General features: G+C 63.0%; 18 protein-coding genes. 11 read left to right on the top strand and 7 right to left on the bottom strand.

From position 1 onward, the window contains the following. Window positions 1–185: 185 nt before the first annotated feature. On the top strand, window positions 186–1,826 hold the full coding sequence (locus tag JQ611_RS11950; RefSeq protein ID WP_212465526.1) for an acyl-CoA synthetase: 1,641 nt from the start codon (window positions 186–188) through the stop codon (window positions 1,824–1,826). Between the two features lie 35 nt (window positions 1,827–1,861). After that, window positions 1,862–2,719, top strand: coding sequence for a PCC domain-containing protein (locus JQ611_RS11945; RefSeq protein ID WP_212465550.1), 858 nt, complete (start codon window positions 1,862–1,864; stop codon window positions 2,717–2,719). A gap of 45 nt (window positions 2,720–2,764) precedes the next feature. Here the strand turns inward: JQ611_RS11945 and JQ611_RS11940 are convergent, their stop codons facing one another. Together JQ611_RS11940 and JQ611_RS11935 are read right to left on the bottom strand one after the other, a co-directional pair. Further along, window positions 2,765–3,031 carry a hypothetical protein gene (locus tag JQ611_RS11940; protein WP_212269957.1) on the bottom strand — a complete coding sequence of 89 codons (267 nt, stop codon included), beginning with the start codon at window positions 3,029–3,031 and terminating at the stop codon, window positions 2,765–2,767. Between the two features lie 1,151 nt (window positions 3,032–4,182). Continuing rightward, the gene (locus JQ611_RS11935) at window positions 4,183–4,386 is read right to left on the bottom strand and encodes a hypothetical protein (RefSeq protein ID WP_212390565.1); all 204 of its coding nucleotides are present in this window, start codon (window positions 4,384–4,386) and stop codon (window positions 4,183–4,185) included. 267 nt (window positions 4,387–4,653) lie between these two features. Between JQ611_RS11935 and JQ611_RS11930 the strand changes: the two genes are divergently transcribed. The 5 genes from JQ611_RS11930 (at window position 4,654) to JQ611_RS11910 (ending at window position 7,348) form a co-directional block, all read left to right on the top strand. After that, entirely contained in the window at window positions 4,654–4,866 is a 213-nt protein-coding gene (locus tag JQ611_RS11930) for a hypothetical protein (protein ID WP_212262787.1), read from the top strand. 157 nt (window positions 4,867–5,023) lie between these two features. Then, window positions 5,024–5,566 carry an SRPBCC family protein gene (locus JQ611_RS11925; protein ID WP_212465525.1) on the top strand — a complete coding sequence of 181 codons (543 nt, stop codon included), beginning with the start codon at window positions 5,024–5,026 and terminating at the stop codon, window positions 5,564–5,566. 2 nt (window positions 5,567–5,568) lie between these two features. Further along, window positions 5,569–6,510, top strand: coding sequence for a cytochrome D1 domain-containing protein (locus tag JQ611_RS11920; protein ID WP_212465524.1), 942 nt, complete (start codon window positions 5,569–5,571; stop codon window positions 6,508–6,510). 99 nt (window positions 6,511–6,609) lie between these two features. Then, window positions 6,610–6,942, top strand: coding sequence for a PRC-barrel domain-containing protein (locus tag JQ611_RS11915; protein WP_212465523.1), 333 nt, complete (start codon window positions 6,610–6,612; stop codon window positions 6,940–6,942). A gap of 136 nt (window positions 6,943–7,078) precedes the next feature. After that, window positions 7,079–7,348 (top strand): HigA family addiction module antitoxin, encoded by a 270-nt coding sequence (locus JQ611_RS11910; protein WP_212262973.1) that lies wholly within the window; start codon window positions 7,079–7,081, stop codon window positions 7,346–7,348. Here the strand turns inward: JQ611_RS11910 and JQ611_RS11905 are convergent. The 4 genes from JQ611_RS11905 to uvrA are packed head-to-tail and all read right to left on the bottom strand — an operon-like array spanning window position 7,331 to window position 11,350. Further along, the gene (locus JQ611_RS11905) at window positions 7,331–7,771 is read right to left on the bottom strand and encodes a hypothetical protein (protein WP_212465552.1); all 441 of its coding nucleotides are present in this window, start codon (window positions 7,769–7,771) and stop codon (window positions 7,331–7,333) included. The genes JQ611_RS11910 and JQ611_RS11905 overlap by 18 nt on opposite strands. 19 nt (window positions 7,772–7,790) lie before the next feature. Then, entirely contained in the window at window positions 7,791–8,003 is a 213-nt protein-coding gene (locus JQ611_RS11900; RefSeq protein WP_212262789.1) for a hypothetical protein, read from the bottom strand. Continuing rightward, window positions 8,000–8,326 carry a DUF4258 domain-containing protein gene (locus JQ611_RS11895; RefSeq protein ID WP_212262790.1) on the bottom strand — a complete coding sequence of 109 codons (327 nt, stop codon included), beginning with the start codon at window positions 8,324–8,326 and terminating at the stop codon, window positions 8,000–8,002. The genes JQ611_RS11900 and JQ611_RS11895 overlap by 4 nt, the downstream gene beginning before the upstream one ends. 24 nt (window positions 8,327–8,350) lie before the next feature. Beyond that, window positions 8,351–11,350, bottom strand: a complete 3,000-nt coding sequence (uvrA, locus tag JQ611_RS11890) for an excinuclease ABC subunit UvrA (RefSeq protein WP_212262791.1) — start codon at window positions 11,348–11,350, stop codon at window positions 8,351–8,353. A 174-nt stretch (window positions 11,351–11,524) separates the two neighbouring features. Here uvrA and JQ611_RS11885 point away from each other — a divergent pair, with 174 nt between their 5' ends. After that, on the top strand, window positions 11,525–11,698 hold the full coding sequence (locus JQ611_RS11885; protein WP_212262792.1) for a hypothetical protein: 174 nt from the start codon (window positions 11,525–11,527) through the stop codon (window positions 11,696–11,698). Here the strand turns inward: JQ611_RS11885 and JQ611_RS11880 are convergent. Next, a complete protein-coding gene (locus JQ611_RS11880) occupies window positions 11,682–12,437 on the bottom strand; it encodes an outer membrane protein (RefSeq protein ID WP_212262793.1) in 756 nt (251 codons plus the stop codon). The genes JQ611_RS11885 and JQ611_RS11880 overlap by 17 nt on opposite strands. A 464-nt stretch (window positions 12,438–12,901) precedes the next feature. On the opposite strand from JQ611_RS11880, the gene JQ611_RS11875 reads away from it, so the two are divergent. From JQ611_RS11875 to gyrA, 3 genes are all read left to right on the top strand, one after another. Continuing rightward, complete coding sequence (locus JQ611_RS11875; RefSeq protein ID WP_192739871.1) at window positions 12,902–13,393, top strand: single-stranded DNA-binding protein; 492 nt, start codon at window positions 12,902–12,904, stop codon at window positions 13,391–13,393. 256 nt (window positions 13,394–13,649) lie between these two features. Beyond that, window positions 13,650–14,048 (top strand): DUF2306 domain-containing protein, encoded by a 399-nt coding sequence (locus tag JQ611_RS11870; RefSeq protein ID WP_212262794.1) that lies wholly within the window; start codon window positions 13,650–13,652, stop codon window positions 14,046–14,048. A 225-nt stretch (window positions 14,049–14,273) separates the two neighbouring features. Then, window positions 14,274–17,003 carry a DNA gyrase subunit A gene (gene gyrA / locus JQ611_RS11865; protein ID WP_212262795.1) on the top strand — a complete coding sequence of 910 codons (2,730 nt, stop codon included), beginning with the start codon at window positions 14,274–14,276 and terminating at the stop codon, window positions 17,001–17,003. Window positions 17,004–17,774 lie beyond the last annotated feature (771 nt).

The following is a 17,774-nucleotide window of genomic DNA, read 5'->3' as shown; positions in this document are numbered from 1 at the left end:
GAGGGCACCATGAGCCAGCCCCGCAGCCGCGTCTATAAGCACGCAGCCTGAACCAGCACCGGGACGCCTGGACGCGCTGGCAGAGGCCGGGCTTTCTGCTAACGTCCGGCTGGGACGTTCAAATCAGTATTGAGAAGCGTAACGATGATGATTTCGCTTGGCTTGTGCAGTGCGGCAGTGCCGACATGACGGGAACCGCAACCACAGCCGCGCCGCGCGGCGGCTTGGCACGGATGTCGAACCGGGTGATGAATCTGGCGCATCTGGTGACCCAGAACGCCCGCCGCCATGGCGATCGCACCGGCTTTATCTACGGCGACCGGACTTGGACCTGGCGCGAGATCGACCGCGCCGTCTCGGCGCTGGCGGCGGCGCTTGCCGAACGCGGCCTCGTCAAGGGCGACCGGCTGCTGGTGCATTCCAAAAATTGCGACGAGATGTTCTGGTCGATGTTTGCCGCGTTCCGGCTCGGCGTGGTCTGGGTGCCGACCAATTTCCGCCTGATGCCGGACGAGGTCGCCTATCTCGCCACCGCCTCCGGCGCCAAGGGGTTTTTGTGCCACGGCGATTTCCCGGAGCATGCCGCCGCGGCCGCCAACCCGGCGCTGGAGTTCATCTGGCGGATCGGCGAGGGCGCCTTTGGCGAGAAGTCGGTGAGCGCCGCCATTGCGGCGCATGCGGGCGAGAGTTTTGCCAATGCCGCGGTCGACTACAACGACCCCTGCTGGTTCTTCTTCACCTCCGGCACGACGGGGCGGTCCAAGGCGGCGGTGCTGACCCATGGCCAAATGGCCTTTGTGGTCACCAACCATCTCGCCGACCTGATGCCCGGCACCACCGAGCAGGACGCCTCGCTGGTGGTGGCGCCGTTGTCGCATGGCGCCGGCGTGCACCAGTTGGTGCAGGCCGCGCGCGGGGTGCCGACCATCCTGCTGCCGTCGGAAAAATTCGATATCAACGAGGCGTTCCGGCTGATCGAGGCGCATCGCGTCAGCAACATTTTTACGGTGCCGACCATTTTGAAAATGATGGTCGAGCATCCCGCGGTCGACCGCTACGACCATTCCTCGCTCCGCTTCATCATCTATGCGGGGGCGCCGATGTACCGCGAGGACCAGAAGGCCGCGCTGAACAAGTTGGGCAAGGTTCTGGTGCAGTATTTCGGGCTCGGCGAAGTCACCGGCAACATCACGGTCATGCCGGCCAATCTGCATGATCCCGAGGATAGCCCGCATGCGCGGATCGGCACCTGCGGCTTCGAGCGCACCGGCATGCAGGTCTCGATCCAGGGCGATGACGGGCGCGAACTTAAAGCTTTCGAGACCGGCGAGATCTGCGTGATCGGCCCCGCCGTGTTCGCCGGCTATTACGACAACCCCGATGCCAACGCGAAGGCGTTTCGCGACGGCTGGTTCCGCACCGGCGATCTCGGCCATATGGACGAGGAAGGTTTTGTCTACATCACCGGCCGCGCCTCCGACATGTACATCTCGGGCGGCTCCAACATCTATCCGCGCGAGGTCGAGGAGAAGATCTTGACTCATCCCGGGATCGGCGAGGTCGCCGTGCTTGGGGTCCCCGACCCGTTCTGGGGCGAGGTGGGCGTCGCCGTCTGCGTCGCGCGCGAGGGTGCCGCTGCGGTGAGCGAGGCTGAGCTGGCCGCGTTCCTGTCGCCGAAGGTGCCGCGCTACAAGATGCCGAAGCGGTTCTTCTTCTGGGAGGCGTTGCCGAAATCCGGCTACGGCAAGATTCCGAAGCGGCTGGTGCGCGACGAACTCGAGGCGCGCGGGCTGCTCGACCTCACCAATCAAGACGCGCCACGATGACGGCGGCGAAGGCAAACCGGCCGGCGCCCGAGCCGATGCGCAGCATCGTCCAGCCCGGTCCGCCCAACCCTGAACGCATCCAGTGGGTCGAGGCGCGCGGCCGCGCGTTCTCGTTCACGCTGCAAGCCGGCCTGCCGCTGCTGGAAGCCGTGCGTCGCGGCTTTGCCGGGGCCGGATTTGCCGGCGGCGTGCTGAGCATGCGGGGCGGGGCGCTCGGGCCGCTTGCCTATGTGATGCCGGCGCTGTCCAAGACCGGCGCCAATGCCGCGTTCTACAGCGACACCTTCCGGCCCGAAGGCGTCACGCAGCTCAAATTCGCGGCGATGACTTTTGGAGAGCGCGACGGCGCGCCGTTCTTCCACTGCCACGGCCTGTGGACGGAGATCGATGGCGACCTGCATGGCGGTCATATCCTGCCCGAGGAGAGCATCGTCGCCGAGCCGTTCGCGGTGGAAGCGTTCGGGGTCGATGGTGCTGTCTTCATCGCCGAGGTGGATAGCGAGACCAATTTCAAATTGTTCGGGCCGGTGCCGCGCGAGGCGACCGATGCCGACACCACGAGCCGGGCCTTTGCGCTGCGGTTGCGGCCGAACCAGGATTTCGCGTGCGCGCTGGAATCCTTCTGCCGGCAGCACGGAATCTTTCACGCCCGGATTCATGGCGGGGTCGGCAGCACGATCGGCGCGCAGTTCACCGATGGCCGATGCGTCGTGCCGTTCGCGACCGAGCTAGCGATCCGTTCCGGCACCGTCACGTCAACCGCGGACGGTACGCTGGAGGCCGCGCTCGATGTCGCGCTGGTGGATTATCTCGGCGGCATCGCCGAAGGCCGGCTGATGCGCGGCGACAATCCGGTGTTGATGACGATGGAGCTGGTGCTCGAAGTGCTCTGATCAGCGTGGGAAGGCTGGTAATCCAGCCTCCCACCTGAACGACGTTTAGTAGCAGACCAGCTGGCGCTTGGCGACGTAGCCGATGCCGGGGACGAACGCGGTGCGACGCGCGTAGTAGCAATCGCTGGCGTAGCCGGTGTCGCCGATCAGGCCGATCGACAATCCGCCACCCCACCAGCCGTGGCCGTGGTGGTGATGGTGGTGGCCACCGCCGACAACGCCGGGCTTGATGATGGTGAGGGCACTGGCCGGGGAGGCTGCGGACACGGCGAGCGCGGCGGCAGCGGCAGCGATGAGTACGAACTTCTTCATGACACTTCCTCTGTTGGCCCGGCGCGATTGTCGCGTGGGCGTTTTCACAACGGCCGCTCGCTGGATTGCTGGCGTCCTGTTTGCGGGAGGTTGGTGGCGGGAAAAGTTTCATGGGTTCACGGAGCAATCGGCATCATGTGTGAGTTGGATCACTGACGAGATCGAACGTCGCGGGTTTGTCCTGAACCTTTTTGCTGGGTGAGAGATGCAGATGGCGTGCATCTCGTGCGCGAGGTACTGATTCACATTTCAAACAGAGACGATCATTCAGATATATGTTGCTGTCGTCCCGGCGAAGGCCGGGACCCATACCGCGTGATCTCTCAATAGTGGCTCGATAGCAGAGACCTTCCGCAAAACTACTCCCTGGGGTTATGGGTCCCGGCCTTCGCCGGGACGACGCGGGAATAGCTTCGCATTCTCGCGGCGCGATGCGCCCGAGGCTTGCTCGAAATCTTCCGCCCTCGAAATTCAGAGGGCGCAGGGAATGCCGGATGCGCGCTGCACCCGCGGTCTCGTGTGCGAATAGTGCAAAGAAAGCTGCACACGAGCATACAGGGCAGCGGAGAACATCCGACATTCCCTGCGCAGTGGCTTTACGGCTTATGACGCGCTCTCCCCGGTGAGACGGCCTCTATTGCCACCGTCGCCCCTCGGAAGCGTTAGCTCCCGCAGGACTTGACGCCGTTACGGGCGCCAGGACCACACGCTTTCGCCGTACGCTTCAGCCACGACCGTCAATCGCAACGTCTGCGTCCACCGCGACCCGTCCCTCGTCGTGACGACGGCCGACGCCCCTCTGAGTGGGACGGGATGGGTGAGAATGTGCCGGTGATTTGGGTCGAAGGAAAGGGAAATATTTTTGATTTTCGGAAATTCTGGACTTGACACAAATTCCGTAAATCAGAACTGATTTGCCCGACGGGTTGATTTGTCGCAGCCAGCCGTCATTGCGAGCGGAGCGAAGCAATCCAAGCCTCGGCCTGGCGCAATATGGATTGCTTCGCTGCGCTCGCAATGACGGAGAGAGCCCGTAGCCCGGATGAGCAACGCGATATCCGGGTCTCGTCTTTCCCGCATCTCGCTGCGCTCATGCGCGCTACGAAACTACCTGAGGAGACCGCCGACAGAGCAGGCCTTCAGAGCGCCTGTTACTTCAAATTCTGGGCGATGCCGTCGAGGGTCTGGGACCATTTTGAGCTCATGTCCGACTGGGCCTTCGATGTCCGCGTATAGATGTTGTTCGCTTCCTGAAGCGCGAGCTGAAGTTGCTGACCAAGGTCGGACCGTCCGCCGCTGACGCCGTTCAGTTCGTCCGTTGCGAGTTCGCGAATGTCGTTGTTCAGATTGGCCATGTCATTCCCCTCTTTGTCTGGGGCGAGACCATTCCCGCCGCGATGATAAGGGCTACGCGATGCGGTCGCGTCGCTCTGTGACTTCGGGCACATTCGAGAACTTGCGGGGCTTCGTTCTGGGGCAAAAGCTCCCGTTGCACACCGGGTGAACTTGAGGCTGCCGACCGCTACTAAGGGAACATGTGAGCGAGCCTTTAGACCAAGCCGCCGCCGTGGTGTGCTGCCGCTCTCAATAGCCCCGTGAGAATGAAGTCGGAGACGCTTGTCATGAATGAATGGATATCTTCGCTGGTCACATGGTTGCCGTTCCTGGCGGCGATCGCCGTGTGGTTTTGGTTCGCGCGCCGCAACGGCATGCAGGCGCGTGGATCGTCCGGTTCGACCATGATCGAGCTGTACGAACAGCAGGTCGCGGAGACCCGGCGGATGAACGGCTTTTTGGAGCGGATCGCGGCGTCGTTGGAGAAGCGGGAGAAGTAGGGCGCAATAGCGAAGCGTATCGCGCCGCACGAGCGGTGCCCCCAGGCGGAATACGCCGCGCGTTCCGGCGGCGCCACAAACCAGCCTCCTTTGGTATGAAAATGCGTGACGATAACGCCGCGTGCCTGCGCGGCGATAACGACTATGGGGAAACGACATGAGGATGACGACCGCGAGGGTGGGGGCCGTGGTGGCGGCGCTGGCAGTGATGGGGGTGGCCTGGGCGCACGGGCCGACCCGCCAGAAGGTGCGGGAATCGATCGAGATCAACGCGCCGCCGGCCAAGGTTTGGGCTGCGATCGGGAATTTCCAGGACATGAGCTGGCTGCCGCCGGTCGGCAAGACCGAGGGCACGAAAGGCAACGCGATCGAGGCCACGCGGCGTCTGACGCTGGCTGACGGTGCGACCGTCGATGAGGAACTCTACAAGTACGATGCCGAGAAGATGACTTATTCCTACCGGATCACCGCCGTCGACGTGAAGGTGCTGCCGGTCACCAACTATTCGTCCACCCTGACGGTCACGCCCAGCGCCGACGGCAAGGGAAGCAGCCTGGAGTGGGCCGGCGCGTTCTACCGCGGTTTTCCCAACAACGATCCGCCGCCGGAGCTGAGCGACCAGGCCGCCGTGAAGGCGGTGAGCGGTCTCTATAAAGCCGGCCTCGAGGCGCTGAAGAAGAAGGTCGAAAGCGGAAGCTGATCGTGCGGGCCATCGTCCTGGCGGCTGCGGTCGCCAGCATCGGCACGGTGTGGGCCGCCCGGGCCGAGGAGGCGTTTGTCACCAATCAGCTCAGCGAAAATCTCACCGTCGTCGACCTCGCGACGTCACGGCCGGTCGCGACCATCGCGATCGGCGGCAAGCCGGCCGGGGTTGCCATCACGCCGGATGGACGCTTCGCCTATGTGACGAGCCCCGACGCCAAGGCGCTCACCGTGGTCGATGCCGCCTCTCGCCAGGTCGTCGGCAGGATCAATGTCGGCGGTGGTCCGCTCGGCGTTGCGGTGGCGCCGGATGGCGGCGCGGTCTATGTCGCCGACTGGTACGCCGCGGCGGTGCGGGTGATTGATCCGAAAGAGCAGCGCGTGATCGCCGATATCGCGGTCGGCGCATCGCCGTCGGGGCTTGCGGTAACACCAGACGGGCGGCTCCTGCTCTCGGCGGACCGCGATGCCGACAGTGTATCCGTCGTGGATACCGCGACGCGCGAACGCCGGGCGGTCATCAAGGTCGGCACGCGCCCCTTCGGCATCACGATCGATGCGGACGGCCGGCGGGCCTACACCGCCAATGTCGGATCGAACGACGTCTCCGTGATCGACATCGCCGCCGGCAGCGAGATCGGGCGCGTGAAGACGGGCCTGCGCCCCTACGCGGTCGCGCTCGCCCAGGGCCGCGGCTTCGTCAGCGACCAGTATGACGGCACCGTCAGCGTGTTCGATCTCGCAACGCTTGCGCCGGTCAAGCGCATCCATGTCGGCGACTATCCGGAAGGGATCGCGGCGACGGCGGACGGCAAGCAGATCATCGTGGCGAACTGGGAGAGCAACTCGATCAGCGTGATCGATGCAGTCGAGCTGAAGGTGACCGGCGAAATCAAGGTCGGCGACGGGCCGCGGGCGTTCGGGATGTTTTTACGGCGGTAGTCGGCACTGGGTGGTGCTCCGCGGCAACCGGACGCGCGCGCAGGCCGGGCTCGTTGGTGCTATGATTGGCGGGAGAACAGAGAAAACAGGGAGGATGCCATGCAGCATACCCTGGTGCCAAGTGATCGCGTCGAGCACGCGAACGTCTACGGACGAGACGGCGCAAAGCTCGGCACGATCGAACGTCTGATGCTGGACAAGGTGAGCGGAACGGTCGCGTATGCCGTAATCAAAACCGGCGGCATGCTCGCCCCCCACCACCATTATCCGGTGCGGTGGGACGAACTCAGGTTTGATCCCGCGCGTCAGGCCTTCGTGGTCGAGCTGACGTTGGACGATTTGCGCGCCGGCCCGTCCGAGTTCGACGAAGACGGCTTCGACTGGGGCGACCGCTCAAGATCGTATCGGCACCCGCATTATTGGACGGTGTAGGGGGGCGGCGGGGTTAGCCCCACGAGTCTCCAATCGGAGCGGGTAGGGTGGGTAGAGCGAAGCGAAACCCACCATTCTGTGATGGGTTTCGCTGCGCTCGACCCAATCCTACGCGCTACCACAAAGGTTGACCGTCATGGCTCCCGTCGCTCACCCCGGCCGTTTATTGAAGCGCGAACTGGCTGCTCGCAAACGCAGCGCCAATCGTTTGTCGCTCGACATCGGCGTACCCTCAGGCCGCGTCACCAGCATTCTCAACGGTCGCCGTTCGATTACGGCTGACGCGGCGATGCGCCTTGGCTGCTATTTTGGCAATGGCGCGCAGTTCTGGCTCGACTTGCAGGGCCAATACGATATTGGCGTCGTTGAGCGGAGCCGAAAATCAGGCTCAAGCTTTGCCGGATAAGCTTTTTATCCATCGTTCGTGAAACTGTTTCTGCTGCTCCACCGTGGACGGAACGACCGTTTGATCTGCTTCAAAAATGTTGACAATATCTTTCCGCAAGGCCGGAGACCCTATGTGCATCCTGTATGCTAAGATCGCTGGCCCCATAGATTTCTGCATTCCAGACGGATAAACATTCTCGCTGGCACCAAAGCAATGGAGCAATGCGCCAGTTTTTTCCAAGTCGTGACGCAGGTTTTTCAGCGCCTCAAAGAAGTCCTCTTCGGACTCGGCGACCTTGGTTTCAGCGCCTTGCTCGAAAAAAAACCGATATATCTCTTTATCGACTTCCAAAATTTCATCGGCGGTAACTCTAGCGGACCGCCGCGACCCATCCGCAAGAACGACGACGATCTCGCCAGAGAAATATCGTTCCGATTCCATATTCCGGCCTAAGCGCCGATCAAGCGGATAGGGGAGTCAGCTCAAATACCCGGCCGTATTTCGACGCCTCGGCAATATCGCCTTCGTGCAATGCAAGCCGAACCGATTCAAGCTTCTTAGCATCATCAAGCGAAAGATATGGCGACCATCCGCCTTCATCTTCGATGAGTTCGACGGACACTTCGGCGACGTATTTACCGTCACGGACCAGCTCGATTTTCGTTCGTGTCATGGCGTCCTGCGCTTCATGAAATCCGGCGACCATCGCAGCGGATCGGGCCTATAGGCCGTCACAAGCACGGCCGGGCCGTCACTGCCTCTCCGAATACCCCAAACGACATGCACGGGGCGGTCAGAGGAGTCGCGCTGCAATACTAGAACTGTCGGACCTCGAGTTGCATCAAAATAATCCTCGATTACAACGGCTGATGCGATGCCGTCGAGTAGATCGTCAAGCAGAATATCATCCGCCGCCAATTCGCGAAAGCCGTGCAGAGAGGAACGAACCTCGCGGCGTGCCACAAGGATCTTGATCCGGGCAAGAACATCACTCAATTTTCCCGCCCTCGTCCAGGCATGCTACTCCGCCGCCTCACTCGCCCCCGCACTCTTCCTCGGCTTCCCCGCCGCCCGCTTCAGCACCGGCTCCAGAAACTTGCCCGTGTAGCTCCGCGGCGCCTTGACGATGTCCTCCGGGGGGCCCCAGGCGACGATTTCGCCGCCGCCGTCGCCGCCTTCGGGGCCGAGGTCGATGACCCAGTCGGCGGTCTTGATGACTTCGAGGTTGTGCTCGATCACGACCACCGTGTTGCCCTGCGACACCAGCTCGTGCAGCACTTCAAGGAGCTTGGCGACGTCGTGGAAGTGCAGGCCCGTGGTGGGTTCGTCCAGGATGTAGAGCGTGCGGCCGGTGGCGCGCTTTGACAACTCCTTTGCCAGCTTGACGCGCTGGGCTTCGCCGCCGGACAGCGTCGTGGCCTGCTGGCCGACATGGATGTAGTCGAGGCCGACGCGGTGCAGCGTTTTGAAAGTTTCGCGGACGCGCGGGACCGCCTTGAAGAACTCGGCGGCTTCTTCCACGGTCATGTCGAGCACGTCGGCGATGCTCTTGCCCTTGAACAGGACTTCCAGCGTCTCGCGGTTGTAGCGCTTGCCCTTGCAGGCGTCGCAGGTGACGTAGACGTCGGGCAGGAAGTGCATCTCGATCTTGATGACGCCGTCGCCCTGGCAGGCCTCGCAGCGGCCGCCCTTGACGTTGAAGGAGAAGCGCCCGGGCTCGTAGCCGCGCGCCTTGGCTTCGGGCAGGCCGGCGAACCACTCGCGGATCGGCGTGAAGGCGCCGGTATAGGTCGCGGGGTTGGAGCGCGGGGTGCGGCCGATCGGCGACTGGTCGATGTCGATGATCTTGTCGATATGCTCCAGCCCCTCGATGCGGTCGTGGGGCGCGGCGCCCTCGCTGGCGTTGTTGAGTTTTCGCGCGATGGCCTTGTAGAGCGTGTCGATCAGGAGCGTCGACTTGCCGCCGCCGGAGACGCCGGTCACGCAGGTGAACAGGCCGAGCGGAATTTCCGCCGAGACGTTTTTCAGATTGTTGCCGCGCGCGTTGATCACCTTGATCGTGCGGCGATGGTTCGGTGGCTTGCGCTCGGGGATCGCCACCGACAATTCGCCGGTGAGGTATTTGCCGGTCAGCGACTTCGGATTGGCCATCACCTCGGCGGGCGTGCCTTGCGCGACGATGTGGCCGCCATGCATGCCGGCGCCGGGGCCGATGTCGAGCACGAAGTCGGCGAGGCGAATGGCGTCCTCGTCATGCTCGACCACGATCACGGTATTGCCGAGGTCGCGCAGCCGCTTCAGCGTTTCCAATAGCCGCGCATTGTCGCGCTGGTGCAGGCCAATAGAAGGTTCATCCAGCACATAGAGCACGCCTGTCAGCCCCGAGCCGATCTGGGAGGCGAGGCGGATGCGCTGGCTTTCGCCGCCGCTTAGCGTGCCCGACGAACGCGACAGCGTCAGATAATTGAGGCCGACGTCGAGCAGGAACGACAGCCGCTCGCGGATCTCTTTCAGCACGCGGATGGCGATCTCGTTCTGCTGGGCGTTGAGCGCCTTGGGCACGCTCTCGAACCATTCGCCGGCGCGGCGCACCGAGAGTTCGCTGATCTCGCCGATATGCTTGCCGCCGATCTTGACGCACAGCGCCTCCGGCTTCAGCCGGTAGCCGTGGCAGCCCTCGCAGGGGATGTCCGAAAAATACTTTGCCAGCTCCTCGCGCGCCCATTCGCTTTCGGTCTCGCGAAAACGGCGGTTGAGGTTGGTGATGACGCCCTCGAACGGTTTCTTGGTGTCGTAGGAGCGCACCCCGTCCTCATAGGAGAACTTGATCTCGTCGTCGCCGGAGCCGTGCAGGATCGCGGCCTGCGTCTTCTTCGGCAGGTCCTTCCATTTGGTGTCGAGCGTGAACTTGTAGAACTTGCCGAGCGCGGTCAGCGTCTGGATGTAGTAGGGCGAGGACGATTTGGACCAGGGCGCGATCGCGCCCTTGCGCAATGTCAGCTCCTTGTCGGGGATGACGAGGTCCTCGTCGATATGCTGCTCGACGCCGAGGCCGCCGCAGGCCGGGCAGGCGCCATAGGGGTTGTTGAAGGAGAAGAGCCGGGGCTCGATCTCGGGAATGGTGAAGCCGGATACCGGGCAGGCGAATTTCTCCGAAAACAGAATCCGTTCCGGGCCGCTCTTGTCGTGGATCTTTGCGGTCTTCTTGTCGGACTTCTTTTCGGACTTCTTTTCGTCGTCGGTGCTGCCCGCGGGCGCGTCGGCGTATTCGATCACCGCCAGCCCTTCGGCGAGCTTCAGCGCGGTCTCAAAGCTTTCGGCGAGGCGCTGGCCGATATCGGGGCGGACCACGATGCGATCGACGACGACGTCGATGTCGTGCGGGAATTTCTTGTCGAGAACAGGCGCTTCGGCGAGCTCATAGAAGCTGCCGTCGATCTTGACGCGCTGAAAGCCCTTCTTGAGGTATTCGGCGAGCTCCTTCTTGTATTCGCCCTTGCGGCCGCGCGCGACCGGCGCCAGCAGATAGAGCCGCGTGCCTTCCGGCAGCGCCAGCACGCGGTCGACCATCTGCGACACCAGCTGGCTTTCGATCGGCAGGCCCGTCGCGGGCGAGTAGGGCACGCCGACGCGCGCCCATAGCAGGCGCATGTAGTCGTAGATCTCGGTGACGGTGCCGACGGTCGAGCGCGGGTTTTTCGACGTGGTCTTCTGCTCGATCGAGATCGCCGGCGACAGGCCGTCGATCTGGTCGACGTCGGGCTTCTGCATCATCTCGAGGAACTGGCGCGCATAGGCGGAGAGCGACTCGACGTAGCGGCGCTGGCCCTCGGCATAGATGGTGTCGAAGGCGAGCGAGGATTTGCCGGAGCCGGAGAGACCGGTGAACACCGCGAGCTTGTCGCGGGGAATCTCGACGTCGATGTTTTTCAGATTGTGCTCGCGCGCGCCGCGGATCGTTATCGCGCGCGTTCCCGAGCCGGCGTTGGTTTGGCGCTTCGCCCTCAGCACTTCATCCATATCGGCATTTCCAGGCGCGTGGAGGCGCGCCACGTTGGGCGCGCATGGCCAGGGAAGACCTAAGCCGGGCGCCGATGGCAGAAAGCTGGAACGTAGGAAGAACGGGGCGGGATTTCCAGTGCTCGCAGCGAGCCATCAACGGTTTGTTTTGCAATGAGTTGCCAAGGGATCGCAATGGCAGCAGATGGCAGCGGAGCCGTGGGCGGAACCAATGCGCTCAAGCAAAATGCGCTCAAACAAAAAGGCCACCTCAAAACAAAAATGGCCACCTCAAAACAAAAAGGCCGGCGCGAGGCCGGCCTTTTCATCAAATCGTTTGGTGCAGCGAAGCTCAGTACTTCGCGATGACCGGGCCGCCCCAGCGATAGTTGACGCGCACGGTCACGAGATCGACGTCCTGGCGGATGCGTTCGCTGAAGGTGCCGCCAGCCACATTCGTAAAGGTGGCGGTTCGGTTCCCCATGAACAGATGATCGTATTCGACGGCGGCCGACCAGTTCGGGGCGAAGCCGTATTCGAGGCCGACACCGACCACGCCACCCCAGCGGTTGTCATCGTTGGACGAGGCGATCAGAGCGTTGCCGACAGTGGCATTGACGCGATAGCGATCGGCGGTCACAGCCGCACCGCCCTTGACGTAAAACAGGACGTTGTTGGCGGCGTAACCGACCTGACCGGTGAGCAGGCCGAACGCGTCGACCTTCGAGCGAATGGTCGTTCCCGCGCCAAAGCCCACGGGTCCAAGGCTCACGCTGCTGCCGCTGAAGTCGGCCCAGTTGCCCTGTCCTTCGACGCCGAACACCCACGTGCCAGCCTGCCAGCGATAACCGATCTGGCCACCGGCGGTGCCGCCGCTTGCATCGTGGCAACCTTCGCTGGCAACGAACACGCCAGCGCCATTCAAGGCGTCCCAGCACTTGCGGCTCGTACCCCAACCACCGTTGGCGCCGACGTAGAAGCCGCTCCAGTCGTAAATGGCCGCGATCATCGGGGGCGCCTTGGTGTAAGGACGCGCAGCGAGATCAGCCGCAGCGGCGGGAGCCGCAAAGGCAACGAGAGCAACCGTACCCAGCAAAAACTTCTTCATTTCAAATAGTCCCCAGTCCGTTGTCCGCTTCCCGTTGGTCCCGAAGCGTTTTCGTCCAAGACGCGAGCGCCGCGCCGTTGGATAAATCCATACGCCGATTCAACCGGAAATGCCGTCTCCGAAATGCAACACTCGCGGGTGAAGTGCGGACCCTTCAAGGTAATGATTTGTTTAGAATATCCGTCGCGCAGCGCCGGCCACGGCACGATGCGAATACCGAAATACCGGCCGGGCGTGGATGACCTGAGGTTGCGTAGAACAAAACTGGAACAATGCCGCGGGCAATGCTATATGTGGATAACCGCTGCTTTGCCGAGGGATCGCTAAGTCGGGGCGGCCATCGGGCGTATAGGGTCGTCTCAAATGTCCTGACAGGATGAGGCGGCCAATCCGGCGGCCCGTGCCGGCCGATTGCAGCGGTCGGGCAGCAGTTTTTTGGTCCCGATTTTGAGTGGAGAGCGACGATGGCGGGAAGCGTGAACAAGGTGATCCTGGTCGGAAACCTCGGCAAGGATCCGGAAATCCGGCGGACACAGGACGGGCGGCCGATCGCCAATCTGAGCATCGCGACTTCGGAAACCTGGCGCGACAAGGGCACCGGCGAGCGCAAGGAAAAGACCGAGTGGCACCGCGTGGTGATCTTCAATGAAGGGCTCTGCAAGGTCGCCGAGCAGTACCTGAAGAAGGGCGCCAAGGTTTACATCGAGGGCGCGCTGCAGACCCGCAAATGGACCGACCAGAGTGGGGTCGAGAAATACTCGACCGAAGTGGTGCTGCAGGGCTTCAATTCGACCCTGACCATGCTCGACGGCCGCTCCGGCGGCGGCGGCGGCAGTTTTGGCTCCGACGATTCCAGCGGCGATTTTGGCGGCGGCCAGGCCACTTCCGCGCCGCGCCGCGCGGTAGCCGCCGGCGCCGGCCGCAACAACGACATGGACGACGATATCCCGTTCTGATCGGGGCCTGTCAGACCAACCGGGTTTGCGTGCTGTCCAAAAGACAGCGGGTTCGCACAAGCTCGGTTGGCTCGTGTGTATTCTTAAAAATCTGATCCAACGGGTTGATTCCATGGGCATGCGCTTGTGCGATGCAGCATTCTGACTCGCGTCTATGTGAATGATATTTACATTAGGATATTGATTTAACGTTTTTCGTCTTGCGTTCGGCGATCGCGCGGGCCGTCGCCGGATGGAACCCTGGGGAGCGTCCGTCATGAGCTTCGCGCCGCTGCTGGATGCCGCCCCCGCGATCCCGTTTCATGCCTTTGCGGCGATGGCGGCCTTTGCGCTTGGCGTGGTCCAGTTCGCGGCCCCGAAGGGAACGCTGCCGCACCGGACGCTTGGCTGGATCTGGGTTGGCCTGATGGCCGTGGTCGCGATCTCCTCGTTCTGGATCCACGAGATCAGGCTGCTGGGTCCCTGGAGCCCGATCCATCTGCTGTCGATCTTCACGCCCATCATGCTGGTGCTCGGCGTCTGGTACGCGCGCCGGCACAAGGTCCGCGGCCACAAGATCACGATGATCTCGATCTTTGCCGGCGCGCTGGTTGTTGCGGGGCTGTTCACCTTCGTTCCCGGGCGGATCATGCACGCGGTGGTTTTCGGCCAATAGGCGACGCTGAGAACACCGGTTTTGACGAGCTGGATTTGGCCGCGAAGCGGCCGTATCGGGAGCCCGGAAATGGCTGGCGCGATGACTTGCCGGAAGGGCGCCGCGGGTCCTGTAAGTCCATGAAAAAACGAAGGGAAAAACAGCTGGCCGGGAGCGCCTTGGGGTGGTTAAAAGCACCCCGATACGCTATATGATTCCCAGCCTAGAACTGACCGGATTCCCCCTTTGTCTGATAACGATGAGAACAAGCCCGGCGAGCCGCCGGCGCCTTCCGATATTCGTCCCGTTTCCATTCTGGACGAGATGAAGCGCTCCTACCTCGATTACGCCATGAGCGTGATCGTGGCGCGTGCGCTGCCGGATGCCCGCGACGGCCTCAAGCCCGTGCATCGCCGCATTCTGTACTCGATGTACGAGCAGGGGCACACGCCGGACAAGAAGTACGTCAAGTCCGCGCGCGTCGTCGGTGACGTGATTGGTAAGTATCATCCGCACGGCGACCAGTCGATTTACGACGCGATGGTCCGGATGGCGCAGGAATTCTCCATGCGCGTGCCGCTGATCGACGGGCAGGGGAACTTCGGCTCGGTCGACGGCGATCCCCCGGCGGCCTACCGGTATACCGAAGCGCGCCTGACGAAATCGGCGCTCGCCGTGCTCGGCGATATCGACAAGGACACCGTCGATTTCCAGGCCAACTACGACAATTCGGAGAGAGAGCCGTCGGTTCTGCCGGCCAAGTTCCCAAACCTCCTGGTCAACGGTGCCGGCGGCATCGCCGTCGGCATGGCGACCAACATCCCCCCGCACAATCTCGGCGAAGTCATCGACGCCTGCACGGCGCTGATCGACAACCCCGCGCTCGGGATCGACGACCTCATCAACATCGTACCCGGCCCCGATTTTCCGACCGGCGGCATCATCCTCGGCCGCCAGGGTATCCGTTCGGCCTATCACCTCGGCCGCGGCTCGATCGTGATGCGCGGCAAGGTCGCGATCGACACCATCCGCAAGGACCGCGAAGCGATCATCATCACCGAAATTCCCTACCAGGTGAACAAGGCCACCATGGTGGAGCGCATCGCCGAACTGGTGCGCGAGAAGAAGATCGAGGGCGTCTCGGACCTGCGCGATGAATCGTCCCGCGAGGGCCTCCGCGTTGTCGTCGAACTGAAGCGCGAAGCGGTGCCGGATGTCGTTCTGAACCAGCTCTATCGTTTCACGCCGCTGCAATCGAATTTCCCGGCCAACATGCTGGCGCTGGATTCCGGCCGCCCGCAGACCATGAACCTGAAGGACCTGCTGACGCTGTTCATCGCGTTCCGCGAGCAGGTCATCACGCGCCGGACCAAGTTCCTGCTCAACAAGGCCCGCGACCGCGCCCACATCCTGGTCGGTCTGGCCATTGCCGTCGCCAATATCGACGAGATCATCCGCGTGATCCGCGCCTCGCCCGATCCCACCACCGCCCGCGACAGCCTGATGGCGCGCGACTGGCCGGCGCGGGATGTCGAGGCGATGATCACGCTGATCGACGATCCCCGGCACCGGATGGCGCCTGACGGGACTGCGCGGCTGTCGTTCGAACAGGCCAAGGCCATTCTCGACCTCCGCCTGCAGCGCCTGACTGCGCTGGGCCGCGAGGAGATTTCCGAAGAGCTCGACAAGCTCGCGGTGGAGATCGCCGACTATCTCGAGATTCTGCGCTCGCGTGCGCGGGTGCAGGCCATCGTCAAGGCCGAACTCGCCGAGGTGAAGGCCGATTTCGCCACCCCGCGCAAGACCGTCATCATGGAGCAGGAAGACGAGGTCGAGGACGAGGACCTGATCCAGCGCGAAGACATGGTGGTCACGGTCTCGCATGCCGGCTACGTCAAGCGCGTGCCGCTTTCGGCCTACCGGGCGCAGCGCCGTGGCGGCAAGGGCCGCGCGGGCATGCAGACCCGCGACGAGGATTTTGTCTCCAGGCTGTTCGTGGCCTCGACCCATACGCCGGTGCTGTTCTTCTCCTCGCGCGGCCAGGTCTACAAGGAAAAGGTCTGGCGGCTGCCGATGGCTGCTCCCAACGCGCGCGGCAAGGCGCTGATCAACATCCTGCCGCTGGAGCAGGGCGAACGCATCACCACCATCATGCCGCTGCCGGAGGATGAGTCCTCCTGGGGCAATCTCGACGTGATGTTCGCCACGACCGGCGGCAACGTCCGCCGCAACAAACTCTCCGATTTCGTCGATGTCCGCCGTTCCGGCATCATCGCCATGAAGCTCGACGAGGGCGAGGCGATCGTCGACGTGCAGATCTGCACCGAGCGCGACGACGTGCTGCTGACCGCCGCCGGCGGCCAGTGCATCCGCTTCCCCGTCACCGATGTGCGCGTCTTTACCGGCCGCACCTCGATGGGCGTGCGCGGTATTGCGCTTGCCGAAAACGACAGGCTGATCTCGCTGTCGATCCTGCGCCATGTCGAGACCACCTCGGACGAGCGGTCGGCGTATCAGAAGATGCGCCGCGCGGTGGCCGGCGAGACCGGCGCCGAAGAGCCCGCCGATGTCGAGGCCGAGGAGATTTCAGGTACGCTCCAGCTCTCCCAGGAACGCTATGCCGAAATGTCGGCACAGGAGCAGGTGGTGCTGACCGTGTCCGTCAACGGCTACGGCAAGCGCACCTCGTCCTACGAATACCGCACCACGGGCCGTGGCGGCAAAGGCATCGTCGCGATGTCGGTCAACAACCGCAACGGCAAGCTGGTGGCTTCGTTCCCGGTCGAGGACAGCGACCAGATCATGCTGGTGACCGACAAGGGCCAGTTGATCCGCTGCCCGGTCGAGGGCATCCGCATCGCCGGCCGCTCGACGCAAGGCGTGATCGTGTTCGACACCGCCGAGGACGAGCACGTGGTCTCCGTCGAGCATATCGGCGACGACGGCGAGAATGGCGAGAACGGCAATGGCGGCTAGCGCCCTGTCAGGGCGCGGTCTCATTTCAGCGGAGCCAAATTCGGTTTGACGCGAGCTTGACGGAAGCCAGATTGCTGGGCGTTCGTTAATCGTGTCGGGCGCGCCACGCGCCGCTATTTCTTCGTTGCGGCATCCGCCGGAGCGCCCGGGACAGCGCGCGGCATCGATCGCGAACCAGGGTGCATGGTGATCGTGTGGCTGGACAAGTAGGTGGCGCACGTGCTGCCGCTCAATAGCGATGGGCCGCTGGCGGCGTTCTTCGACGGCTTCATGACGCGACGGAGCTGAATGCGGCGTGCAATTTGATTGGGACCGGATGCCTGCAACCGGACCGAGCCTGCGTATGTCCGTTGTTCGGGGACGACCGGAAGTGACCGGCACGCGGCCAACCGACGCGACTGACCCTTAGCTGACATCGAGCCTAGTCAGTCACAGGCCGGTTGGGGCGATTTGTCGCTCAACCGTGCGGTAGCAAAGTGCTAGGCTAAACCCAACGCCAGCGTGTTCTTCGGGGAAGGCATGCGACGGCGCTAGTTCATCACATTGATTGGCGGTGCATTGGCAATTTGGCCGCTGGCAGCGCGGGTGCAGTAGCCGGCGGGTGAAGATTACCGCATCGGGTACTTAGGTTGTGTCGGCTTCTCTGACGCACTCCTAATGCTGCCAGATCCGAGAAGGTCGGAACATCGAATGGCATTGGGAAGTCTGCATTGAAGATTAGGCTGCCGACGATGTTTGGCTTGAGAGATGACCTCGCGGTTGACCTTAGCA

This window comes from Bradyrhizobium sp. AUGA SZCCT0182, from assembly GCF_018130185.1.
Classification (GTDB): domain Bacteria; phylum Pseudomonadota; class Alphaproteobacteria; order Rhizobiales; family Xanthobacteraceae; genus Bradyrhizobium.
This window is presented reverse-complemented; position numbering and strand designations above follow the sequence as displayed.

Bases quoted from the DNA above. Each gene is read 5' to 3' on its own strand.
- JQ611_RS11950 (WP_212465526.1), top strand. From the start codon at position 186: ATGACGGGAACCGCAACCACAGCCGCGCCGCGCGGCGGCTTGGCACGG.
- JQ611_RS11945 (WP_212465550.1), top strand. From the start codon at position 1,862: ATGCGCAGCATCGTCCAGCCCGGTCCGCCCAACCCTGAACGCATCCAG.
- JQ611_RS11940 (WP_212269957.1), bottom strand. From the start codon at position 3,031: ATGAAGAAGTTCGTACTCATCGCTGCCGCTGCCGCCGCGCTCGCCGTG.
- JQ611_RS11935 (WP_212390565.1), bottom strand. From the start codon at position 4,386: ATGGCCAATCTGAACAACGACATTCGCGAACTCGCAACGGACGAACTG.
- JQ611_RS11930 (WP_212262787.1), top strand. From the start codon at position 4,654: ATGAATGAATGGATATCTTCGCTGGTCACATGGTTGCCGTTCCTGGCG.
- JQ611_RS11925 (WP_212465525.1), top strand. From the start codon at position 5,024: ATGAGGATGACGACCGCGAGGGTGGGGGCCGTGGTGGCGGCGCTGGCA.
- JQ611_RS11915 (WP_212465523.1), top strand. From the start codon at position 6,610: ATGCAGCATACCCTGGTGCCAAGTGATCGCGTCGAGCACGCGAACGTC.
- JQ611_RS11910 (WP_212262973.1), top strand. From the start codon at position 7,079: ATGGCTCCCGTCGCTCACCCCGGCCGTTTATTGAAGCGCGAACTGGCT.
- JQ611_RS11905 (WP_212465552.1), bottom strand. From the start codon at position 7,771: ATGGAATCGGAACGATATTTCTCTGGCGAGATCGTCGTCGTTCTTGCG.
- JQ611_RS11900 (WP_212262789.1), bottom strand. From the start codon at position 8,003: ATGACACGAACGAAAATCGAGCTGGTCCGTGACGGTAAATACGTCGCC.
- uvrA (WP_212262791.1), bottom strand. From the start codon at position 11,350: ATGGATGAAGTGCTGAGGGCGAAGCGCCAAACCAACGCCGGCTCGGGA.
- JQ611_RS11885 (WP_212262792.1), top strand. From the start codon at position 11,525: ATGGCAGCAGATGGCAGCGGAGCCGTGGGCGGAACCAATGCGCTCAAG.
- JQ611_RS11880 (WP_212262793.1), bottom strand. From the start codon at position 12,437: ATGAAGAAGTTTTTGCTGGGTACGGTTGCTCTCGTTGCCTTTGCGGCT.
- JQ611_RS11875 (WP_192739871.1), top strand. From the start codon at position 12,902: ATGGCGGGAAGCGTGAACAAGGTGATCCTGGTCGGAAACCTCGGCAAG.
- JQ611_RS11870 (WP_212262794.1), top strand. From the start codon at position 13,650: ATGAGCTTCGCGCCGCTGCTGGATGCCGCCCCCGCGATCCCGTTTCAT.